Annotated in this window: 20 protein-coding genes; 9 read left to right on the top strand and 11 right to left on the bottom strand. The window is 63.5% G+C overall.

What is annotated here, in order from left to right; translation table 11 throughout:
- The first annotated feature begins 1 nt into the window (after nt 1).
- Nucleotides 2-886 carry a bifunctional methylenetetrahydrofolate dehydrogenase/methenyltetrahydrofolate cyclohydrolase FolD gene (folD, locus tag AC1VNY_RS31540; protein ID WP_212058118.1) on the top strand — a complete coding sequence of 295 codons (885 nt, stop codon included), beginning with the start codon at nt 2-4 and terminating at the stop codon, nt 884-886.
- Nucleotides 887-1,040: 154 nt separating this feature from the next.
- Here folD and ppa read toward each other — a convergent pair whose 3' ends face one another.
- Both ppa and AC1VNY_RS31550 read right to left on the bottom strand, forming a co-directional pair.
- Nucleotides 1,041-1,571, bottom strand: coding sequence for an inorganic diphosphatase (ppa, locus tag AC1VNY_RS31545; protein WP_028343771.1), 531 nt, complete (start codon nt 1,569-1,571; stop codon nt 1,041-1,043).
- Between the two features lie 165 nt (nt 1,572-1,736).
- Nucleotides 1,737-2,246 (bottom strand): GNAT family N-acetyltransferase, encoded by a 510-nt coding sequence (locus AC1VNY_RS31550; RefSeq protein WP_028343770.1) that lies wholly within the window; start codon nt 2,244-2,246, stop codon nt 1,737-1,739.
- Between the two features lie 373 nt (nt 2,247-2,619).
- Between AC1VNY_RS31550 and AC1VNY_RS31555 the strand changes: the two genes are divergently transcribed.
- The 4 genes from AC1VNY_RS31555 to AC1VNY_RS31570 all read left to right on the top strand — a co-directional run bounded on the left by AC1VNY_RS31555 (nt 2,620) and on the right by AC1VNY_RS31570 (nt 5,917).
- Nucleotides 2,620-3,087 carry a DUF2269 family protein gene (locus AC1VNY_RS31555; RefSeq protein WP_482408091.1) on the top strand — a complete coding sequence of 156 codons (468 nt, stop codon included), beginning with the start codon at nt 2,620-2,622 and terminating at the stop codon, nt 3,085-3,087.
- 106 nt (nt 3,088-3,193) lie between these two features.
- Nucleotides 3,194-4,522 carry an SDR family oxidoreductase gene (locus tag AC1VNY_RS31560; protein ID WP_482408092.1) on the top strand — a complete coding sequence of 443 codons (1,329 nt, stop codon included), beginning with the start codon at nt 3,194-3,196 and terminating at the stop codon, nt 4,520-4,522.
- Entirely contained in the window at nt 4,519-4,926 is a 408-nt protein-coding gene (locus AC1VNY_RS31565; protein ID WP_482408093.1) for a thiol-disulfide oxidoreductase DCC family protein, read from the top strand. The genes AC1VNY_RS31560 and AC1VNY_RS31565 overlap by 4 nt, the downstream gene beginning before the upstream one ends.
- 85 nt (nt 4,927-5,011) lie before the next feature.
- A complete protein-coding gene (locus AC1VNY_RS31570; protein WP_482408094.1) occupies nt 5,012-5,917 on the top strand; it encodes an HNH endonuclease in 906 nt (301 codons plus the stop codon).
- A gap of 21 nt (nt 5,918-5,938) precedes the next feature.
- On the opposite strand, the gene AC1VNY_RS31575 is transcribed toward AC1VNY_RS31570, so the two are convergent.
- From AC1VNY_RS31575 to AC1VNY_RS31605, 7 genes are all read right to left on the bottom strand, one after another.
- Nucleotides 5,939-7,189, bottom strand: coding sequence for a flavin monoamine oxidase family protein (locus AC1VNY_RS31575; protein WP_482408095.1), 1,251 nt, complete (start codon nt 7,187-7,189; stop codon nt 5,939-5,941).
- Between the two features lie 193 nt (nt 7,190-7,382).
- Complete coding sequence (typA, locus tag AC1VNY_RS31580; protein ID WP_016847242.1) at nt 7,383-9,209, bottom strand: translational GTPase TypA; 1,827 nt, start codon at nt 9,207-9,209, stop codon at nt 7,383-7,385.
- Between the two features lie 274 nt (nt 9,210-9,483).
- Entirely contained in the window at nt 9,484-9,642 is a 159-nt protein-coding gene (locus AC1VNY_RS31585) for a hypothetical protein (RefSeq protein ID WP_482408096.1), read from the bottom strand.
- An 88-nt stretch (nt 9,643-9,730) separates the two neighbouring features.
- A complete protein-coding gene (locus AC1VNY_RS31590) occupies nt 9,731-9,982 on the bottom strand; it encodes a hypothetical protein (protein WP_482408097.1) in 252 nt (83 codons plus the stop codon).
- An 18-nt stretch (nt 9,983-10,000) separates the two neighbouring features.
- Nucleotides 10,001-10,282: a hypothetical protein gene (locus AC1VNY_RS31595; RefSeq protein WP_482408098.1), complete on the bottom strand. Its 282-nt coding sequence runs from the start codon at nt 10,280-10,282 to the stop codon at nt 10,001-10,003.
- Nucleotides 10,279-11,724, bottom strand: a complete 1,446-nt coding sequence (locus tag AC1VNY_RS31600; protein WP_482408099.1) for a radical SAM protein — start codon at nt 11,722-11,724, stop codon at nt 10,279-10,281. The genes AC1VNY_RS31595 and AC1VNY_RS31600 overlap by 4 nt, the downstream gene beginning before the upstream one ends.
- On the bottom strand, nt 11,705-12,424 hold the full coding sequence (locus AC1VNY_RS31605) for a prolipoprotein diacylglyceryl transferase (RefSeq protein WP_482408100.1): 720 nt from the start codon (nt 12,422-12,424) through the stop codon (nt 11,705-11,707). The genes AC1VNY_RS31600 and AC1VNY_RS31605 overlap by 20 nt, the downstream gene beginning before the upstream one ends.
- A 288-nt stretch (nt 12,425-12,712) precedes the next feature.
- On the opposite strand from AC1VNY_RS31605, the gene AC1VNY_RS31610 reads away from it, so the two are divergent.
- The 4 genes from AC1VNY_RS31610 to AC1VNY_RS31625 all read left to right on the top strand — a co-directional run bounded on the left by AC1VNY_RS31610 (nt 12,713) and on the right by AC1VNY_RS31625 (nt 18,206).
- Nucleotides 12,713-14,119 (top strand): hypothetical protein, encoded by a 1,407-nt coding sequence (locus AC1VNY_RS31610; RefSeq protein WP_482408101.1) that lies wholly within the window; start codon nt 12,713-12,715, stop codon nt 14,117-14,119.
- Nucleotides 14,120-14,384: 265 nt separating this feature from the next.
- Nucleotides 14,385-14,843: a hypothetical protein gene (locus tag AC1VNY_RS31615; RefSeq protein ID WP_028343759.1), complete on the top strand. Its 459-nt coding sequence runs from the start codon at nt 14,385-14,387 to the stop codon at nt 14,841-14,843.
- A 154-nt stretch (nt 14,844-14,997) separates the two neighbouring features.
- A complete protein-coding gene (locus tag AC1VNY_RS31620) occupies nt 14,998-16,737 on the top strand; it encodes a type I secretion system permease/ATPase (RefSeq protein WP_482408102.1) in 1,740 nt (579 codons plus the stop codon).
- Nucleotides 16,734-18,206, top strand: a complete 1,473-nt coding sequence (locus AC1VNY_RS31625) for an HlyD family type I secretion periplasmic adaptor subunit (RefSeq protein ID WP_482408103.1) — start codon at nt 16,734-16,736, stop codon at nt 18,204-18,206. The genes AC1VNY_RS31620 and AC1VNY_RS31625 overlap by 4 nt, the downstream gene beginning before the upstream one ends.
- Nucleotides 18,207-18,221: 15 nt before the next feature.
- Here AC1VNY_RS31625 and AC1VNY_RS31630 read toward each other — a convergent pair whose 3' ends face one another.
- Nucleotides 18,222-18,998: a response regulator transcription factor gene (locus AC1VNY_RS31630; protein ID WP_038387713.1), complete on the bottom strand. Its 777-nt coding sequence runs from the start codon at nt 18,996-18,998 to the stop codon at nt 18,222-18,224.
- Between the two features lie 205 nt (nt 18,999-19,203).
- Nucleotides 19,204-19,788, bottom strand: coding sequence for a hypothetical protein (locus AC1VNY_RS31635; RefSeq protein ID WP_482408104.1), 585 nt, complete (start codon nt 19,786-19,788; stop codon nt 19,204-19,206).
- Nucleotides 19,789-20,118: the final 330 nt, after the last annotated feature.

A 20,118-nucleotide genomic window follows, 5' to 3' on the forward strand; every position in this document is an offset into this window, starting at 1 on the left:
CATGACTGCCCGCATCATCGACGGAAAAGCCATCGCCGCCGAGCTTCGCGCCCGCGTCGCCGACGAGGTCGCCCGCGTCAAGCGCGACCATGCGCTCACACCGGGGCTCGCCGTCGTGCTGGTCGGCCATGATCCCGCGAGCGAGGTCTATGTCCGCAGCAAGCACACCCAGACCCAGGCCGCCGGCATGGCCTCGTTCGAGCACAAGCTGCCGGAGGACGTGTCGCAGGCCGATCTCCTGGCGCTGATCGCGCGGCTCAACCGCGATCCCATGGTGCATGGCATCCTGGTGCAGCTGCCGCTGCCGAAATCGCTGCACACCGAGACCATCATCAACGCGATCGATCCGGCCAAGGACGTCGATGGCCTGCACCCCAGCAATGCCGGCCGGCTCGCCGGGGGCCTGGCCGCGCTGTCGCCCTGTACGCCGCTCGGCTGCATCATCCTGACCAAAAGCGTGCACGCCTCGCTCGAGGGCATGAACGCGATCGTGATCGGCCGTTCCAATCTGGTCGGCCGTCCGCTGGTGCAATTGCTGCTGAACGAGAACGCGACGGTGACGATCGCGCATTCGCGCTCGCGCGATCTGCCGAAGCTCTGTGCCCAGGCCGATCTGGTCTATGCCGCGGTCGGCCGGCCCGAGATGGTGCGAGGCGACTGGCTGAAGCCGGGCGCGACGGTGATCGATGTCGGCATCAACCGCATCCCGGTGCCCGGGGGCAAGCCGAAACTGGTTGGCGATGTCGCGTTCCAGGAAGCCCTCAATGTCGCCGGCGCAATCACGCCGGTGCCCGGCGGCGTCGGGCAGATGACGGTGGCGTGCCTCCTGGTCAACACGCTGCGCGCCGCCTGCGCGATTGCCGGCCTGCCGGCGCCGGCGGTGTGAAATGCTCCCTCGCCCCGCTCTTGCGGGGAGAGGGTTGGGGTGAGGGGCCCCTCTCCGAGGTGGGATTGTCGAGAGACCTGTACCCCCTCACCCGGATCGCATTCCGCTCCGCTACATGCGATCCGACCTCTCCCCGCAAGCGGGGCGAGGTTAGTCACTTCTTCTTCGCGCGCTCGATGCCTTCGAGGATCAGCTTGCGGGCTTCGTCGGCGTCGCCCCAGCGCAGCACCTTCACCCACTTGCCCTTCTCGAGGTCCTTGTAGTGCTCGAAGAAGTGCTGGATCTGCTGCAGCGTGATGTCCGGCAGGTCGTTGTAGTTCTGCACCTTGTCGTAGCGCTGGGTCAGCTTCGATGACGGTACCGCGATGATCTTCTCGTCGCCGCCGGCCTCGTCCTCCATCAGGAGCACGCCGACCACGCGGACGCTCATCACCGCGCCCGGCACGATCGCGCGGGTGTTGACGATCAGCACGTCGCAGGGATCGCCGTCGCCGGACAGCGTGTGCGGGATGAAGCCGTAATTGCCGGGATAGCGCATCGGCGTGTAGAGGAAGCGGTCCACCACGAGCGTGCCGGCCTCCTTGTCCATTTCGTACTTGATTGGCTCGCCGCCGACGGCAACCTCGATGATGACGTTGACGTCGTGGGGCGGATTTTTTCCGATCGATATGGCGTCGATACGCATGGATTGCTCCGCGTGGCCTCTGGAAGTTGAGAACGATGTGATTTTTTGGTTGGCGCCGCCGGGCCGCAAAACGGCACCAGCCCCGGCCTTGAGGCCGGGCTGGCCGACGCGCGCAGCGCTTGAGGCTGGTTTAGCCTTGCTGCAGCTGCGAGAGAAGCAGGATTTTCAGTTCGCCCAGGCGAAAGCGACCTTGTCGAGCGACTTGGGCCCGAACCGCTCCGAGGAGCGCGCCACCATCCGGCCGCCCAGCGCACGGTAAAACTCGGTCGCCGGCTCGTTGTCGGACAGCGCCCAGATCACCATGCTCTTGAGGCCGCTCTGCATCAGGTCGCGGCGGGCGGAGGCGAACAGGCGCCGGCCGAAGCCAAGTCCCTGGAATTCCGGTCGCAGATAGAGCTCGTAGATCTCGCCTTCGAAATGCAGGCTGCGGGCGCGGTTGCGGCCGTAATTGGCGTAGCCCGCGACCCGGTCGCCGAACACCAGCACGCTGACGCGGCTGCCCTTGCGGATGGCGCTGTCCCACCACTGCGGGCCGCGGCGATTGATCAGCTTTTCGAGTTCGGCGCCGGGGATGATTCCCTGATACGCCGAGCGCCAGGCTTCGTCATGGGTAGACGCCACCGCCGCCGCGTCTGCAGCTTTGGCCGGCCGGACCTCGATTAGCGTTGTGCTCATGGGTGTAATCAAAGCAAGTCGGCGGGCCGCCTTCAAGGTCCATCGTTAATTATCGGTTAATCTGTGGATTTTCTGCATCAGTGTCGTGAGAACTTGTTCCGAAAGAGGACACTTGCCGGAGTTCAAGCGGCCAACCGCCGATCCGGAGCTGTGCAAAGCGTGTATCGCGAGCGCAGTATGACATGGCCATAGCTGGAAAAAGCTCATTCGGGGCTGATTCGCGGCCGGGATTCTGCGAGCGAATCCAGACGCGATGTGGGTACTCCGACCGCGCCACGCCTGCGCCGCCGCAGTGGATTTTCGCGCCCGACCGGCCTATGGCAGCGGCGGTATTTGTGCGCGCCGAAGTTGGCCCGATCACGAGCGGACTGCGATGACGCTCTACTTCCTGATCAAATATCTGCACGTGCTCGGCGCCATCGTGGTCCTGGGCACCGGGACCGGCATCGCCTTCTTCATGCTGGCGGCGCACCGCACGCAGGATGCGGTGTTCATCGCGCGCACGGCGGCGACCGTCGTGATCGCGGACATGATCTTCACGCTGACCGCCGTGCTGCTGCAGCCGGTGAGCGGCGGACTGCTGATGCTGCTGTCGGCAACGAGCATCACCGAGCGCTGGCTCGTGGTTTCGCTTGCGCTCTACGCGCTGGCCGGCGTGTTCTGGGTTCCCGTCGTCTTCATGCAGATCGAGATGCGCAACCTCGCGCAGGCGGCCGTCGAAAAAGGTCTTCCGCTGCCGCCGCGTTATTTTGCGCTGTTTCGCCGCTGGGTCCTGTCCGGTATTCCCGGCTTCGGCTCCGTGATGATCATCCTCTGGCTGATGATCGCGAAACCATTTTAGTCCAGTGTCGTCATTCCGGGGCGATGCGAAGCATCGAACCCGGAATCTCGAGATTCCGGGTTCGCTTCGCGCCCCGGAATGACCACACCAGATAGTCCAGGGCTCCATGAGTGACGACGCATCACACAACATCCTCGTGCTCGGCGCGTCGGGCCTGATCGGGCGCACCATCACCGACGATCTGAGGGCGCGCGGCTTTCACGTGATCGGCATCGCGCGGCACTTCGCGCCGGCGCAGAAAATGAGCGCGGCCGACATCGAGCTGCCTGTCATGTCGATGGATGCCGCGGCGCTGACGCAGCTGCTTCGCACGCACGAGGTCGACATCGTCGTGAACTGCCTCGGCGTGCTGCAGGATGGCCCGGGCAGCGACACCCGCGCGGTGCATCGCGACCTCGTCGCGCGGCTGTTGCAGGCAATCCGTGACAGCCACCGCGCCATCCGTCTCGTCCACATCTCGATTCCCGGCACGGCCGATGCGGACCGCACCGCCTTCAGCGCCACCAAGCGCGAGGCCGAACGGCTGATCGCGGCGTCCGGGATTCCTCATGCGATCCTGCGCCCGGGCTTCGTCATCGCGCCTTCGGCCTATGGCGGCAGCGCCATGCTGCGCGCGCTGGCCGCGCTGCCGGTCGATCTGCCGGCCGAGGAGGCCGCGACGCCGTTCCAGCCGGTTGCAATCGAGGATATCGCCGCCACCATCGCCTGGCTTGCGGCGCGCGATGTCGCCGATGAAGCGGTGCGATCGGTGACATGGGACCTGATGCAGCAGCAGCCGATTTCGCTCGGCGGCGTCATCGCCCAGTTCCGCCGGTCGTTCGGCACGGCAAAGCACCTCCGCATCGCGACACCGTCGTTCCTGATCGATCTCGGCGCCCGCCTCGGCGATCTCGCAAGCCGCCTCGGCTGGATGCCGCCGCTGCGCTCCACCGCGATCGCCGAGCTGCGCCGCGGCGTCACCGGCGATCCCGCAGGCTGGATGCAAGCGACCGGCATCGTGCCGAAGACAATCGCGCAAGCGGTCGGCGGGCGCCCCGCGACCATTCAGGATAAATGGTTCGCGCGGCTGTTCCTGATCAAGGCGCTGATCTTCGTAAGCCTCGTGCTGTTCTGGGTCGCATCCGGCTTCATCGCGCTGGTGGTCTCCTATGACGCCGCGGCAGGCATCTTGCGCGCGCACCAATTCCCGCCCGCCTTGGTCGGACCGGTCACGGTGCTGACCAGCCTGACGGACATGAGCATCGGGGCGCTGATCGCGATCCGCCGCACCGCGGCGTTCGGTCTGATCGCAGGCATCATCGCCTCGCTCGGCTACATGGCGGGATCGGCGATCCTGACGCCCGATCTCTGGATCGAGCCGCTCGGCGCGCTGGTGAAGACGGGACCTGCGATCGTGCTGATGCTGGTCGCGCTGCTGACCCTGGATAACCGATGAGCATTTGGCCCGACGACGACGTGATCCTCTATGACGGCGTCTGCATCTTCTGCTCGCGCTGGGTCCGCTTCGTCATCGCCCGCGACACGGCACGCCGCTTCCGCTTCACGCCGATCCAGTCCGGCTACGGCACGCGGCTGGCAAGGGCGTTCGGCATCGATCCTGACGACCCCGACACCAACGCCGTCGTCCATGGCGGCGTCGCCTATATGAAATCCGACGCGGCGCTGACGGTGCTGAGCCATCTGCCCGGCTGGGGCTGGACCCGCACACTGTTCGCCGTGCCCAAGCCGCTGCGCGACGCCGTCTACAGCCTCATCGCCCGCAATCGCTACCGCATTTTCGGCAAGTACGAGACGTGCTTCGTGCCGGATGCGGATATGCGGGCACGGGTGCTGGAGTAGAGGCTGGAGGTCGGAGACTATCCAAATAATAAGAGCCACTTTAGATTGAATGGCGCTGAGATAGTTGTGCGCGAAGGTTTCGTCTATGGCCAAGGCAGTTTTTACTTCAAAGGTTACGCCGAGCTACAAGGACCTGCCCGAAGAGAGGTATCACTTTCCGCGCACATACCTCAATTATGTCCAGCAGACCGTCGGCGACTATATCGTCTACTATGAACCACGAAGATCGAGCTCTGACCTTTCAAGTAGGGGAGGTCGTCAATCGTATTTCGGTGTCGCTCGCGTTGGTTCAGTGATTGAGGACGTCGAATTACCAGACCATTACTTTGCAATTATCGATAGCGCGACGTATCTGGATTTCGACACGGTCGTCCCGTTTCAGGAGCAGGGCGAATACTACGAGAGTGCGCTCGAGAAGGATGACGGCAGCACCAATAAGGGGGCGTTTGGTCGAGCTGTACGGCTCATCCCCGATAATGAATTCGACCGGATCTTGCGAGCTGGGTTTGCGCCAATTCTTGGCGAGGTGCCTTCGCTGGAGGCGCCGTCGCCACCTGGATATTCCGAACCGCCAACACCGTTCGAACGACCAGTTGTCGAAATGGTTGTTTCCCGGCCGTTTCGAGAAAAATCATTTATGCACAGTGTACGAGCGGCCTATTCCAACAGATGTGCCATTACAGGTTTGCGGTTGATCAACGGCGGGGGCCGCCCCGAAGTGCAGGCGGCACACATTCAGCCAGTGGCGTCAAACGGACCCGACTCAGTTCGAAACGGGCTGGCGTTGTCCGGAACAGTGCACTGGATGTTTGATCGAGGGCTGATCTCAATTGGCGACGATTACAAGATACTAGTTTCCAAGAACCACGTTCCGGAAGATGCTGTTAGGCTTCTCAATCAAAGCGGTTTGATCAATCTTCCGAAGGATCAAACCCTTTATCCAAACCCGCACTATCTGAAATTTCATAGAGACGTTGTTTTCAAAAAGTGAGGCGGCCTTGCTGCCGGGCAGCTATTCGGGTCGGTTGGTCGCCGTCACCACTTCCTTCGCCGCCCGCTCCCCCGAGTCCCGCGCGCCATGCGCGGTCGAGAAAAACTCCGGCGACGTCGCTTCGCCGGCGAAGAACAGCCGCCCATTGACCGGCGCGGCCAGTACGGCGCGCTTGTCGGCGTGGCCGGGCAGTGCGTGCGAGTAGGAGCCGCGGGCGAACGGGTCGTGGGCCCAGCGGGATTCGCTGAGCGGCTTCAGCTTGCGGCGGAAATCGCTGCCGAGGAAGGAGACGATCTCGTCGATGCTGTGCGCGGCGATGGCGCCGTCGCCGGCATTTTCGAGCTGTCGCGCAAAACGGCCGCCGAAGAAACCTTCGATGCAGGGCTGGCCGAACGGGCGGATGTGATAGGTGCCCATCTCGGTGCGCATGGTGGCGCCGCGCAGATTGCCTTCCTTCGGCAACTCCTCGGGCTCGGCGAGCGCCAGCGTCACCTTGTCGGCGAGGCCGAGCGGCAAGCCGCGCGCGGCGTCGAGCTTGTCCGGCAGCGCAGGCGAAAAGCGGATCGCCTGATCGGCGATCAGGTTGGTCGGCACGGTGACGATCACCTTGTCCGCCTGAAGCACACCGCGCGAGGTCTCGATGCGGATGCGCTTGCCGGAGTGATCGATCAGCCTGACCTCGCAGTTCAGCGCGACCGGCACCTGCGCGCCATAGGCCGCGACCAGCGTGCCATAGCCGCGCCGCACCCGCCAATTGATGTCGGTGTCCTCATAGGCATCGACATCGAGGATCGAGACCTGGTCGAGCTCGCTGCCGTTCACATAAGTGGAGATCGCATCGATCATCGGGTTCCAGCGGTTGCCGGGCTCGAGGTACAGGCTGGCCGGGCAGTCCTTGCCCTGCTGCGCCGCCTGCTCGATGCGGTCGTAGAATTGGTCGAGTGCGTGCGTGAAGTCGTCGCGAGCGGCCTGCGGGAACGCCTCGCCGTAGGCGCGCTCGCGCCACGGCGGCAGGTCCTTGTTGAGTTCGAAGTTGAGTTGCCGGGCGATGCCGACAAAGCTGTTCCGGTCGGCGGAGTGCAGCCAGCCGCAGCCGACGTCGAACACCACGTCAGGCGCGGCCTGAATCGTATGCGCGCGGCCGCCGAGGCGGTCGCGGGCTTCCAGCACGATCGTGGAGAGGCCCGAGTCCTTCAGCGCATTCGCGGCACCGAGGCCTGCGGCGCCGGCGCCGATGATGGCAACATCGACCGTGGAGGGAAGGGAATTCATGTCCCGGCTCTAGCACGTCTGGAAAGACGCCTAAAGTCACCCCACGCATAACTGTCATCACCCGCGCATGCGCATGCGGGTGATCCAGTATTCCGGAGGCAGATGAGATTAAGCCGACAGGCTGCGGCGTACTGGATGCCCCGGTCAAGCCGGGGCATGACAGTGGGGCTTACGCCATCGCTTAAGCTACAGCTTACGCTACAGCTTCCTTGGCCTTTTCGGCGCGCTTGCGGTCGTTCGGGTCGAGGTGCTTCTTGCGCAGCCGGATCGACTTCGGCGTCACCTCGACGAGCTCGTCGTCCTCGATATAGGCGAGCGCCTTTTCCAGGGTCATCCGGATCGGCGGCGTCAGGCGCACCGCCTCGTCCTTCGAGGTGGTGCGGATGTTGGTGAGCTGCTTGCCCTTCAGCACGTTGATCTCGAGGTCGTTGTCGCGGGTGTGCTCGCCGACGATCATGCCCTTGTAGACCTTCCAGCCCGGCTCGATCATCATCGGGCCGCGGTCCTCCAGCTTGAACATCGCATAGGCCACCGCTTCGCCCTGGTCGTTGGAGATCAGCACGCCGTTGCGGCGGCCCTGGATCTCGCCCTTGTAGGCGGCATAGCCGTGGAAGATGCGGTTCATGATCGCGGTGCCGCGGGTGTCGGTGAGCAGCTCGCCCTGGTAGCCGATCAGGCCGCGGGTCGGCGCGTAGAACACCAGCCGCAGGCGGTTGCCGCCGGAGGGGCGCATCTCGATCATTTCGGCCTTGCGCTCGCTCATCTTCTGCACGACGACGCCGGAATGCTCCTCGTCGACGTCGATCACGACTTCCTCGATCGGCTCCTGCCAGGCGCCGGTCGCCTCGTCCTTCTGCAGCACGACGCGCGGGCGCGACACCGAGAGCTCAAAGCCCTCGCGGCGCATGGTCTCGATCAGGATCGCGAGCTGCAATTCGCCGCGTCCGGAGACTTCCATGGAATCCTTGTCGGCGGCCTCGACGACGCGCAGCGCGACATTGCCCTCGGCCTCGCGCATCAGGCGGTCGCGGATCATGCGCGAGGTCACCTTGTCGCCTTCGGTGCCGGCGAGCGGCGAGTTGTTGACGATGAACGACATCGACACCGTCGGCGGATCGATCGGCTGCGCCGGCAGCGGCGTCTCGACGGTGGGATCGCAGAAGGTGTCGGCGACGGTGCCCTTGGTGAGGCCCGCGATCGCGACGATGTCGCCGGCCTCGGCCTCCTCGAGCGGCGTGCGCTCAAGGCCGCGGAAGGCGAGGATCTTGGTCAGGCGGCCGCTCTCGATCAGCTTGCCGTCGGCGGACAGCACCTTGACCTGCTGGTTCGGCTTGATCGAGCCCGAGGAGATGCGGCCGGTGATGATGCGGCCGAGATAGGGGTTGGCCTCGAGGATGGTGCCGATCATGCGGAACGGACCTTCCTCGACCTTCGGCGGCTCGACGTGGCGTACGATCAGGTCGAACAGCGGCTGCATGCCGAGGTCCTTCGGACCCTCCGGGCTCTCCGCCATCCAGCCCTGCTTGGCCGATCCGTACAGGATCGGGAAGTCGAGCTGTTCTTCGCTGGCGTCGAGCGCCGCGAACAGGTCGAACACCTCGTTGATGACTTCGGTCGGGCGTGCGTCGGGACGGTCGACCTTGTTGATCACGACGATCGGCTTCAGTCCGATCTTGAGCGCCTTCGACACCACGAATTTGGTCTGCGGCAGCGGGCCCTCGGCGGCGTCGACCAGCACCAGCGCGCCGTCCACCATGTTGAGGATACGCTCGACCTCACCGCCGAAGTCGGCGTGGCCGGGGGTGTCGACGATGTTGACGCGGATGTCCTTCCACTGCACCGAGGCGGCCTTGGCCAGGATGGTGATGCCGCGCTCGCGCTCCAGGTCGTTGGAGTCCATGGCGCGTTCGGTGACCTTCTGGTTCTCGCGGAAGGTGCCGGATTGCTGCAGCAGGCGGTCGACGAGGGTGGTCTTGCCGTGGTCGACGTGGGCGATGATGGCGACGTTGCGAAGGTTCATGGCTCTTCTTCTGGTCGTGCAATGGTCAGATGCGCGATCTCGCCGGACCAGTTTGGCCGGCCGCTCGCTCGCGTGGCCCATTCGGGCCCGGATCACGCTCATACCCAAGAAATTTGACGGGGACGCATCACCCCAAAAAGGAAGCCCGGTCAGAGGACCGGGCACCTTGCGCGTTGCGGCGCAATATAGTCAGAAAACGCCAAAAAACAATGATTTATTGGGTGTTTGGAGGGCTGATTTTCGTTCCAAAGGCGGTTTTGAGGGCTTTCAGGTCTTACTTCCGGGTAATCGCGAACACGATCAGGCCAAGCCCGCCCAGCGCCACCATCATCACGAACATGGTGATGGGGTCGCCGGCCCCGGCGCCCATCTTGGCGTTGAGAATGGCGCACAGGACCCCCGGGATCAGCAGGATCAGCCCGACGACCAGCATGATGGCGGTCAGGCAGCCGTTGCGCTGCCTGGGTTCCGGAGGCCTGTATGGCGGGGGTGTGTCGGAATTGCTCACGGGATTTGCCGATCTAGCGCTCTCGCGGACGCGTCGCCAACCAGACCAGCCAGCCACCAACGAGGGCGATCGCGAGAATGACGAGCAGGATAGGGAGGTCGGCCGCTCTGAACGTGATGCCGGATTTGAGGCCAGCCATTACGACGCATAAGGCGGGAAGCAACAACACGATGCCGATCAGCAGCATCAGCATCGACAGGCAGCCTTCCGCGGCCGAAGGCGGCGTCGATGATCGTTCCGGGGGCGGCTCGTCGGTGTCGGACATGCGTCGTCGAATGGTCCGTCAGCTCCGTCCCTTGATCGCGGCGCGGATCAGCATCACGCCGGCGAAGCAGACCGCGAGCCCGAGCAGGATCAGGAAGAGAATGGAGGGATCGGTTTTCGACTCGCTCAGGACGCCGAACCCGAACAGAAGGGCGCAGAGCCCGGGCAGCAGCAGGACCAGCCCGAACAGCACCATGAACGCGGTGGCGCAGCCGCTGCGTGGCGACGGTGGCGGCGGGATGTATTGGTAGGGTGGCTTCGGTGGTGCAGGCGGGATGGGCGGTGGATTGGTCTCGCTCATCGCAGCACCTCCTCGCTTCGCCGGGCTTCACGGTAGGTCTGGCCGGCCATCGCGGCGCGGATGCCGTCGATCTTTCCGTCACGGTAGAACAGATTGTAGGTGTCGAACGGGATGATCGCGCCGCTCTCGGTGACGAAGTGGATGCAGCTTCGCTTGACGTTGCCGACGCAGAAATTGAAGCGGTCGAGAAATTGCACGATGGTGACGCGGAACACGTTCTCGTAGCTCAGCCCCTCCGGCACCTCGAAGCTCGGCAGGCAGCACAGCAATTCGCAGACTCGCTCCGAGGTGTTCAGCGGCCCCGACGACAGCGAGAACAGGTCGACGAACTTCTCCCGCAACACCGGATATTTCTCCGGGCTGATGGTGTTGGGCATCACCGCGATGAGCTGCTCCTGCGGGATCAGCGAGGTCAACGGCAGCACCTTGTCGCCGTTGCGCAGGCCGTAGCCGATCGAGATGCTCTCGGGATTGCAGGGCAAAGGGATCATGTCGTTCGCGCCGAACACCCCGGTCTCGATCACGCGCCGGCGGATCTCCGACAGCATGATGCGGTCGGTGTCCTTGTCGAAATGCTCGTTGCGGCCGGCGTCCTGCACCGGCTGCAGCGTGACACCGCGGACGCACGTCCAGGTCAGCGCGTGGCGGACGATGTCGCCGATCTCGCCGTCGTTGACGCCGCGCTTGATGGTCGCGACCAGCGTGGTCGAGACGCCGTGGCGCTCGAGATTCTCCAGTGCCTGTTGGCGGATTTTTCGCAAATCCGCGCCGCGCAGATTGACCAGGGCCTCGCGCCTCAGCGAATCGAACTGCAGATAGACCTCGAGCCCGCGCTTGTTCTCGGCGAGCTTCGCCACGAAGTCGGGCTCGCGCGCGATCCTGAGGCCGTTGGTATTGACCATGACATGGCGGATCGGGCGGGCGCGCACCGCATCCAGAATGGCGAAGAAATCCGGATGAAGCGTCGGCTCGCCGCCGGAGATCTGCACCAGGTCGGGCTCGCCCTCGCTCGCGACCAGCGCGTCCAGCATCTTCTCGATCTTCGCCAGCGGCGTGAAGCTGGTGCGCGCCGGCGAGGAATCCGCAAAGCACACCGGGCAGGTCAAATTGCAATGCTCGGTGATCTCGATCAGCGCCAGGCAGGAGTGCTGCTCGTGGTCCGGGCACAGCCCGCAGTCATAGGGGCAGCCGAATTCGGTGTGGCGCTGGAACGCGAGCGGCCGGTCGCCGGGCTTGATGAAATCCTTGCACAGTCGCCAATAGGCCGCATCCGTCGAGACCAGCGTCGACTGCACGCCATGCTGCTTGCAGCGCTTCTCGTACCAGACCTCGTTGCCTGATATCTGGATCTTGGTCGGCACCAGGGCCAGGCAGGTTTCGCAGAGCGACTGGGTCTGGCCCCAGAAGATGTAAGGGCGTGCCTTACGCAGCGGCGCGTTCATGCTTCAAGCTCACATTCGGCGCCGTCGCCAGCATGACGGCGGCGTAAATCATGACAAACAGCGACAGCAGGTGAAACAGCGAGAATGGTCCGATCAGTGCGCCATAGGGCTTGATGAACTCCCACAGGAAGCGCTGCAGCCCGTAGCAGAACAGCACGAGGTAGAATCCGTTGGTGATGACGGCGGCATTTCGGTTCAATACCGCCCAGACATAGAATGCCGCGAACCCCGCCATCGCCAGGCTTTCATAGAGCTGCACCGGATGGCGTAGCACGCCGTCGCCGAAATCATGGCCCCAGGGCAGCGTGGTCGGTGTGCCATAGGTGAAATCCTCGAGCCCCGCGAAATAGCAGCCGAGACGGCCGACCGCGACGCCGATCGCAAGCGGCAGCGCGAACCGCGCGCCGGTGCGCAGCGAAATCCCGTGCCGCCATTTGTAGAGCTCGATCGCGGCGATGCCGCCGGCCAGCGCGCCCTCGACCGAGCGGGCGACGCCCGCGATGCCCGAGAACCACAGGTTCAGCGTGCCGAAGATGTAGGCGCCGATCCCGGCGCCGAACAGCAGCGCGGCGATGTAGGGCAGCTCGAAGGATTGCCGGGGGAATTGCAGCCCGCGCAGGCGCGACAGCCACCACATGGCGAGCGCGGCCGCGCCCCATGCTGCAACGTCGAAAACGGCGTGAAGTTCAGCCCCACTCATGAGGCGAGTGTAGCGTGATTTTCGCGGTCCGCGATAGCGGCTTCCCGATTGCAATGGCGGGGCAGGTTATCAACCCGCCCGCCTGGGAGCGGCGGGCTGATGGACCACGCTGGCGACGCCGGCCCGCGCAAAACGACAGAGGCTGTAACCGCGCCCGAACGGATATAGCCGATGTTACGGCGTCCATCCGAAGCGCTATATCCGAACTGACGGCTGGGCTTTCGACCTTCCCAGGATGACATTCTGTCCGGAGTGCAGAAGCCGTCCCGATTGCGCGGAGCGATTGCGATGAGGAAGGCTACGATGGATTTTTCGCGGATGTCGGATGGGATCCGGCTGCATCACGGCTCTCATCGCCACGATGGGCACGATGGTGACGACGAGCCGGGTCCGGCACCGAGCGGCCCGTTTGCAGGGCTCGATGCGCATCCCGCGACCGCGAATTCCCCGTCTTATGACTCTGGCCCAGGCCTATCCGACCATCCCACCGCGTCGGAGGTCGGCACCGGCGGCCACGTCGGCAACCACGCTGCGGCGAGCCTGGACACTTCGGCAACGAAGCCTGCCGCCGGCGCATCCCATTCCGCGACCGGCATCGCTTCGATCGAGAGCGGGGCGAACACCGCCGGGAACGGCGGAGACGGTTACTTTTACGGAGGTATCATTCACGCATCCCTGTTGATCTATGAACCGATCAACATTTCGGTGAATTTGGGATACGGCTCGGTCGCCGTGGCCAATCAGTCCAACGATTTGAATGTCGATCAATCCGCCTTTCAGATGGCCGGCGTCGGCGGACATGGTGGGAATGACAACCTTGCATCGGGAGGCAGCATCAGTGCTTCCTTGAGTGCTTCCCTGGGCCCCGGCGTGATCGGGAGCGGCGACAACGGCGCCGGAAATGGCGGCAGCGGCTATTTCTCGGGTGCGTTGGTGGACGCTCCCGTCGTGATCTATCATCCGATCAATATTGCGGTGGCGAGCTCAGGCGGCACGGCCTATGCAAGTCAATCGAACACAGTCGACATCGATCAATCGGCTACGCAGATCGCGGGCGTCGGCGGCAGTGGCGGAAATGGCAATGTGGCCGTCGGCGGCAGCATCATCACGCTCGACCCCAGTTGGGGATCAAGCAACGGAGGGAGCGTCTGGGACGTTCAAACGGGCGGGAGTCAGGCCGGCAACGGCGGCGACGGCGCGTTCTACGGGAGCCTCGTGCATTCCTCGATCGTAGTGTACGACCCGATCAACATCGCAGTTGCGGGCTATGGCTCCAACGTTCATTCAGTCCAGACGAATGACGCCGACGTGGATCAATCCGTACTTCAGATCGCCGCCATGGGCGGGCACGGTGGCAATGGCAACGCCGCGACGGGCGGCCATGCAAGCCTTCTCTCCCACGGCTTGTGGGGCGGCTCCGACACGATTGCAACCGGCTCGAACGGCGCAGGCAACGGCGGCAACGGCTATTTTGCCGGCAGCCTGATCGATGTCAGCGTCGCGATCTATGCACCCATCAATATCGCAATCGCGGGGCCCCATTCGACGGCCGTGGCCGATCAGGTCAACAACGTGCACATCGACCAGAGTGCGGTCCAGATTGCCGGACTTGGTGGGGACGGCGGCAACGGCAATCTCGCGCTGGGTGGCGATCTTTCCGCCCATCTTCTGTCGGATATTCACCTGTTGGCATAGCGAAACATCGCACCGCTCGCGCAGGCCGGTCGCAAGGTAGCGGACTCCCTGCGCGTGCAAATCTCGCGCAGAGCCGCCTCCCCGATGCTTCGAGCCCCGATGTCGCGCGACGAACGTCATACTTTCGTACGTAGGTCGACCAACCCGGATGGTGTCCGATTTGACATCTATCGGCAGCGCGCATCGCCGGATCAGACTCGCCCGTGCGCGTCCGCCTGATCGGGATGGATGATGCGCGACAGCCAACACAAGGACGGAGGCTCAAATGTTGCCCAAGGCGATCAGCATCTCGGATTCGATCGAATTCAAATCGATCAACACCGGTGGTCAAAGTGTCGGAAATGGCGGCGACGGTACCTTCAAGGGAGCCATCATCAGCAAGCCGACCCTCAACTTCGATCCAACCAACAAGGCAGAAGGCGCCGATGTGCATGTGAACACCGGCGACCACGTCACTCAGACGGCAGATTGGGACGCCGGCGGCGCAAACGCGACGGCCTCGGTGTTTGCGAAGGCCCATGGCGGAAGCGCCGAGTCGAACGGAAGCCAGAAATCCTACAGCGGCCACGATACCTCCAAGGTATATGCCAATACGGACGCCACTCAGATCAACAAGCTCGCGGTGGACCAGCACCAGGAGGTCCTGGCCGGCATCGGCGGCAATGGCGGAGACGGCAACGCCGCGCTGGGTGGAGAAGTGAGCTTCCACCTCGATACATTCTGACCATCGGCTCGTCCGACCGTGGCGGGACCGGCGGTTGCTGCCGGTCCCGCAGTTCAAGCCGATGCCCCGCCGATGCCCTGCCGATGCCCTTCCTGGCAGATCGCGTTGGCCGTCGGGCAAGTGCGCCGGACTTCGATTTCAGGCGGTGACGATCATGCTGATGCAGCCCATTCGGTTGCCTGTCCTGCCGCAGATCCCGACGCCACTGCACGCGGCCCTTTGGTCCAGTGCGGGACCGCTTGGTCTCGTATTCGCGTATAGCTGCAGCTACAATCTGCTTTTATTTGCGCCCTCCATCTACCTTCTTCAGATCTACGACAGGGTGTTGTCGAGCCGGAGCGGCGACACGCTGCTCCTGCTCACGCTCATTGTCGCGATCACGGTCGTGGTCGGCGGCGTGTTCGATGCCTTGCGGCGCGCTGTCCTGGGTCGCCTTGGCGCCTGGCTCGACGATCGGCTCCGTCCTTGCGTGCTTTCGGCCAGCCTCGAATCCGCGTTTCGCAGCGATTGGACGCGGGCGTCAGACGCATATCGGGATCTCACCGCGCTGCGCCAGTTCATCGATTCCGGCGCATGTCCGATGCTGTTCGACGCACTCTGGGCGCCCCTATTCCTCCTGGTCCTCTTTCTCATCCATCCCCTGCTTGGCGTGGTGGGCGCCTGCTGTGTGGCTTTCCTCTTCGCTCTCACGGTTGCCGGAGATCTGGTTACCGAGGACGTTCTGCTCAGATCCGGCGCCGCGCTGTCCAGAAGCTACGGCCGCCTCCAGGCCGCCGCAGGCAACATCCACATGATCCGCGCCATGGGAATGCTCGATAGCGCTGCGCGCACGATCTACCATGACGCGCAGGAGGCACGCAGACAGCACGATGTGGCAGTCCGGCGAAGCGAGATCGTGATGCTGGTCACCAAGCCGGTCCGCGCGCTGTCGCAGGTGTTGATAATGGGGGCTGCCGCGTGGCTTGTCCTCGATCACGGAAAGAGTCCGGCGATCATTTTTGCTTCGACACTGATGTTCAGCCGCGCGCTCGCGCCGGTCGAAAGTGCGATCGCAGGCTGGAAGTCACTCAGGACGGCCGTGAGTGCCTGTCAGCGGCTCGGCGCGGTTCTCGCCGCGTCCCCCGCCGCCGCCGGACAGCAGGATCCGGAGGTTTCGCAGCGGCAAGCGTCGAGCGGTCTCGTTGTCGACAACGTCGGCGTGAGGCTATCGGGGACCAACCACCTTTTGCTGAACGGTGTCTCGTTCACGCTCGCGAGCGGAGAATGCCTTGGCATTATCGGTGCGTCCGGGTCAGGCAAGTCCCTGCTTGGCCGGGTGATTGCCGGGCTGTCGACGCCAACTCACGGCTGTGTCCTGCTCGACAATACCGACGTCTCGCTGCTTCGCGAGGGCCTGAGCGGCCACCGTCTCGGTTATCTCCCCCAGGACATCGACCTGCTCGGCGATACGATAAGCGATATCATCGCGCGGCTTGATGATGCCGATCGGCGGAAGGTCGTGGAAGCGGCCAAGCTGGTCGGAATTCATGAGGCGATCATGCGCCTGCCGCACGGGTACGACACGGTGATTCACCGTGAAAAATCCCTCTCGCGCGGATATCGGCAGCGCCTCGGTCTTGCCCGGGCCTTTTTCGGCGGTCCACGCCTGATCGTTCTCGACGAACCGAATGCCAGTCTCGATTACGGGGGCGAGCGAATGCTGCTGGACGCGATCGAGCGCATGAAGCTCGCCGGTGTCATCCTGGTCGTCGTCACTCATCGTATGGGTCTCCTCGCAGCCACAGACAAGATTGCCATTATGGAAGAGGGGGCGGTCGTCGCTTTCGGCGACAGCGAGGAAATCTTTGAGCGGCACCTGAATCGCCCTCAGGTTACATCGCGGATTGCGCCATGATCCGGAATCCTCTCACCATCTGGAGGCTTCCCACGATATCGAGGCTACCCGCGATCTGGGACCAGCTCGTGCGAACGCCGGCAAGTCCCGCGCTTGCCGGACGATCCGGGGTCGTGGTTACCGCGATCGACGATTTCGAGCCTCTCGAATATCCATGGTGTGCGACCCCGACACCGATCTCCCCGCGTGGACGGCTTCGCCGTATCACCCTGGCGGGCAACCTGCTGGTGCTCTGCTTCATGCTGGGGCTCGGCACATGGGCGTGCCTCGCGCCTCTCGAAAGCGCCGCGATCGCTTCCGGCGTCGTGGAATCAGAATCGAGCCGCAAGACGATTCAGCACCTGGAAGGCGGGATCGTCAGGAAGATCCTGGTTTCGGACGGCGATATCGTGCGAAGCGGACAGACGCTGATCGCGCTGGACGACACCCGGCCCGGCTCGGAGGTGCAAAGCCTTCAAGGCCAGTTGTGGGATGCAATTGCTCGTGCCGCACGGCTTCAGGCCGAGCAGCAGAACTTTGAGAGCATCGCAATCCCGAGCGCGCTGGAACAGGACAGCAAGCGAAATGGGGTAGCCGCCGCCGCGGTATCGGCGCAGCAGTTCATTTTTCAGGCGCGCCGGCAGGTTCATGAGTCGCAGCTTGCGGTCATTCGCGAACGGAGGCTTCAAGTCGAGAGGGAGATCGAAGGCCTCAAGGCTCAGCAGAGCGCCACCGGGCAGCGGGTCGACATCGTCCGGGAAGAACTGGATATGGTCACCACGCTCGTGAACAAGGGACTCGAACGGCGGCCGCGGCTTCTGAACCTGCAACGTGAACTGGCCGACGTTGAGGGGCGCCGCGGCGAGATCACCGCGCAGATTTCTCGCGCCGGCCAGGTCATCAGCGAGCAGCAGGCCACATTGTTCAAGCTCGAGAGCGACAGGCAGAACGAGATCGCACAGTCGCTTCGTGAGGCGCAGAACCAGATGTTCCAGCTCCGCGAGCGGTTGCTTGCGGCCAGGGATCAGCTATCGCGAACGGAGGTGAAGGCGCCTGAGGACGGCGTGATAACCGACTTGCGGATTCATACAGCGGGCGGCGTCATCGGGGCGGGTGCTCCGCTCATGGAGCTGGTGCCCCGGCAAGACCGCCTCATCGTGACCGCCCGCCTGAGGCCCGAGGACATTGATGTGGTTCATCCCGGCCTCAATGCCGAGGTGCATCTGGTGCCGTACAATCAGCGTCGCGTACCGCGCCTGAAGGGAATCGTCGTGCATGTATCGGCAGACCGGCTACTCGACAAGCGTACCGACCAGCCATACTACGCGACCAAGATCCGGATCGACGACGCGCAGATCGCCGCAAACGACTTCCAGATCGTCCCCGGTATGCCGGTTCAAGTGTTCATCACCACGGGGCGCGGTACCGTCGCACTTTACGCGCTCAGGCCCCTGCTCGACAGCTTCCGCGGTGCATTCAGAGAGGATTGATCCCGCTCAGGGTGACTAGGTCTCCGGCATTGGGGCTGTACCCGGGTCGTGATCGCGATTCTGCGCGAGCGACCGGCCGCGCCAGCGGAGGACCGCTTCCGTGCGATTGTGAGCGGCGCATTTCCTCATGATATGCTGAATGTGCATTTTGACGGTGCTTTCCGAGAGCTTCAATTTGGCTGCGATCAGCTTGTTGGGCAGGCCGAGCTCCAATTCCGCCAGAACGTGCTGCTCTCGAGGCGTGAGACCGCTCCTGTCGATGGCCGCCCTGGCTGCCTCGTTCATCAGATATGCGGACGCAAGCCCGCGCGCGTCCGGCGGATCGAAACCCGGCATCCTGTTCATTTCGGCGACCGGCAACGGCCGGTAGACGCCGCCGACAAGAACAAGGCGCAAGCCGGCTATGACGACCTCGATTGGTAGCGAGGTGGGAAGAAAGCCGCGAACACCCCGCTGCATCGCGGCTTGTGCGGTCGGCTCGTCGTCATGGTTTGACAGGATTGCGACGGCGGCATTGGGACAGTGCTCGGCCACGAAGGCGAGATCGTCCTCGACCGAGGGATCGCCGATGGGCTTGTCCGCGATGCTCAGCAGCACCAGACGAACGTCGCGGGCCGACATGCAGTCCAGGCCTTGGACCGTTGCCATGTCGAGGATCTCGAAGTCGGCCAATTCCCGCCTGAGGACGTTGAGAATACATGTGCGGGGCAACAGGTGCGGCTCGATGATCACCAGAACCGGTACGTGAAGCGCTCCATTGAGCCGTTTTGAGGAGTCCGTTATGTCGTCCATGATTTCCTCGGAATGAAAAGAATTTCTGCGACAGTCCCATCGATGCGTATTGCGCATTTACCGTTGCGGCATTCATCCTGAATGCATCATCACGCGCAGCCCCGACATCAGGATCGCATCCATTGCGGGATAGCCTGGCGCCTCGGTGGAAATTCTTTCCGCTCAAATCATTTGGACGCGCGCCGCGGCGCGGTCGACGCATCCCCTATTTGCAGATATTTCGATACGCCGTTGACGCCGCCGACCCCGATTTGCCGTCGACGACATACGCTTCATCCTCCTTCACAAGATACAGAAACGGCCTCCCTCCAGTCTCTCCGCCCGACGTACTTCTTCCTTTCACGCGCCCGCAAATCGTATCCACGGCGCGTCCGAGCGTGTTCTTTCGCATGGCGCGCTTCATGTCGCTGAATTCGGCCGATCCCGGATCCTCTATCTGCGCTGCAATCGTGACCTTCGCTTTGGTGAGGACAGGATCTGCCATGTCTGCGGCGCGTTCGGGTGTCGGGACGTTGATCCTCGTCCGCGGGGACGCCGCCTTGGCGAGGTCGGCCGGTCCGTGCTTCTTCGATGATGGTCTCCTGCCGGATTTTGCCGGGGTTGCAGACTTCGATTTGACGATCGCGGGAGCTGGCGCTAACGCCGCCGGCATGGGCTCTGTGGGTCGGGCGACTGCAACCTTGTCGAAACAGGGTCTTGACCCACACCCAACGAAATACCCTCGGGAAGGCGCGAACCAGCCAAAGCCGATCAGGATTCCTGCCAGCGCTCCGACAACAAGCAGTCCCATCCGATTTCCCCTCCTCGGGAGCTCGGCTCGCACTCATTACTAGGACTAATTCCGCGCTGGTGATCCTATCTGTTGCGCAAAAGCGTTAAGCGCTCATTAAGCGCGCGGGTTGGGGCGATAGGGCGAACCCCTACGGCGATGTCGGGTTTAGCGCCGGCTTCCGGAAGCATGGCGGATGCGACGAATTATGCGTACACACCCTAGCACTACTTTGGCAGAATTGGTTTGCGCCACTGTTTTTCAAGGATTTGCTTTCGGCAATACGGGCACTGCTGAGACGGCGGTCGAAGGATGAGATCAACGATGGCGTGACGTACGGCGGGCATGGTT

It is taken from the genome of Bradyrhizobium ferriligni, from assembly GCF_056837965.1.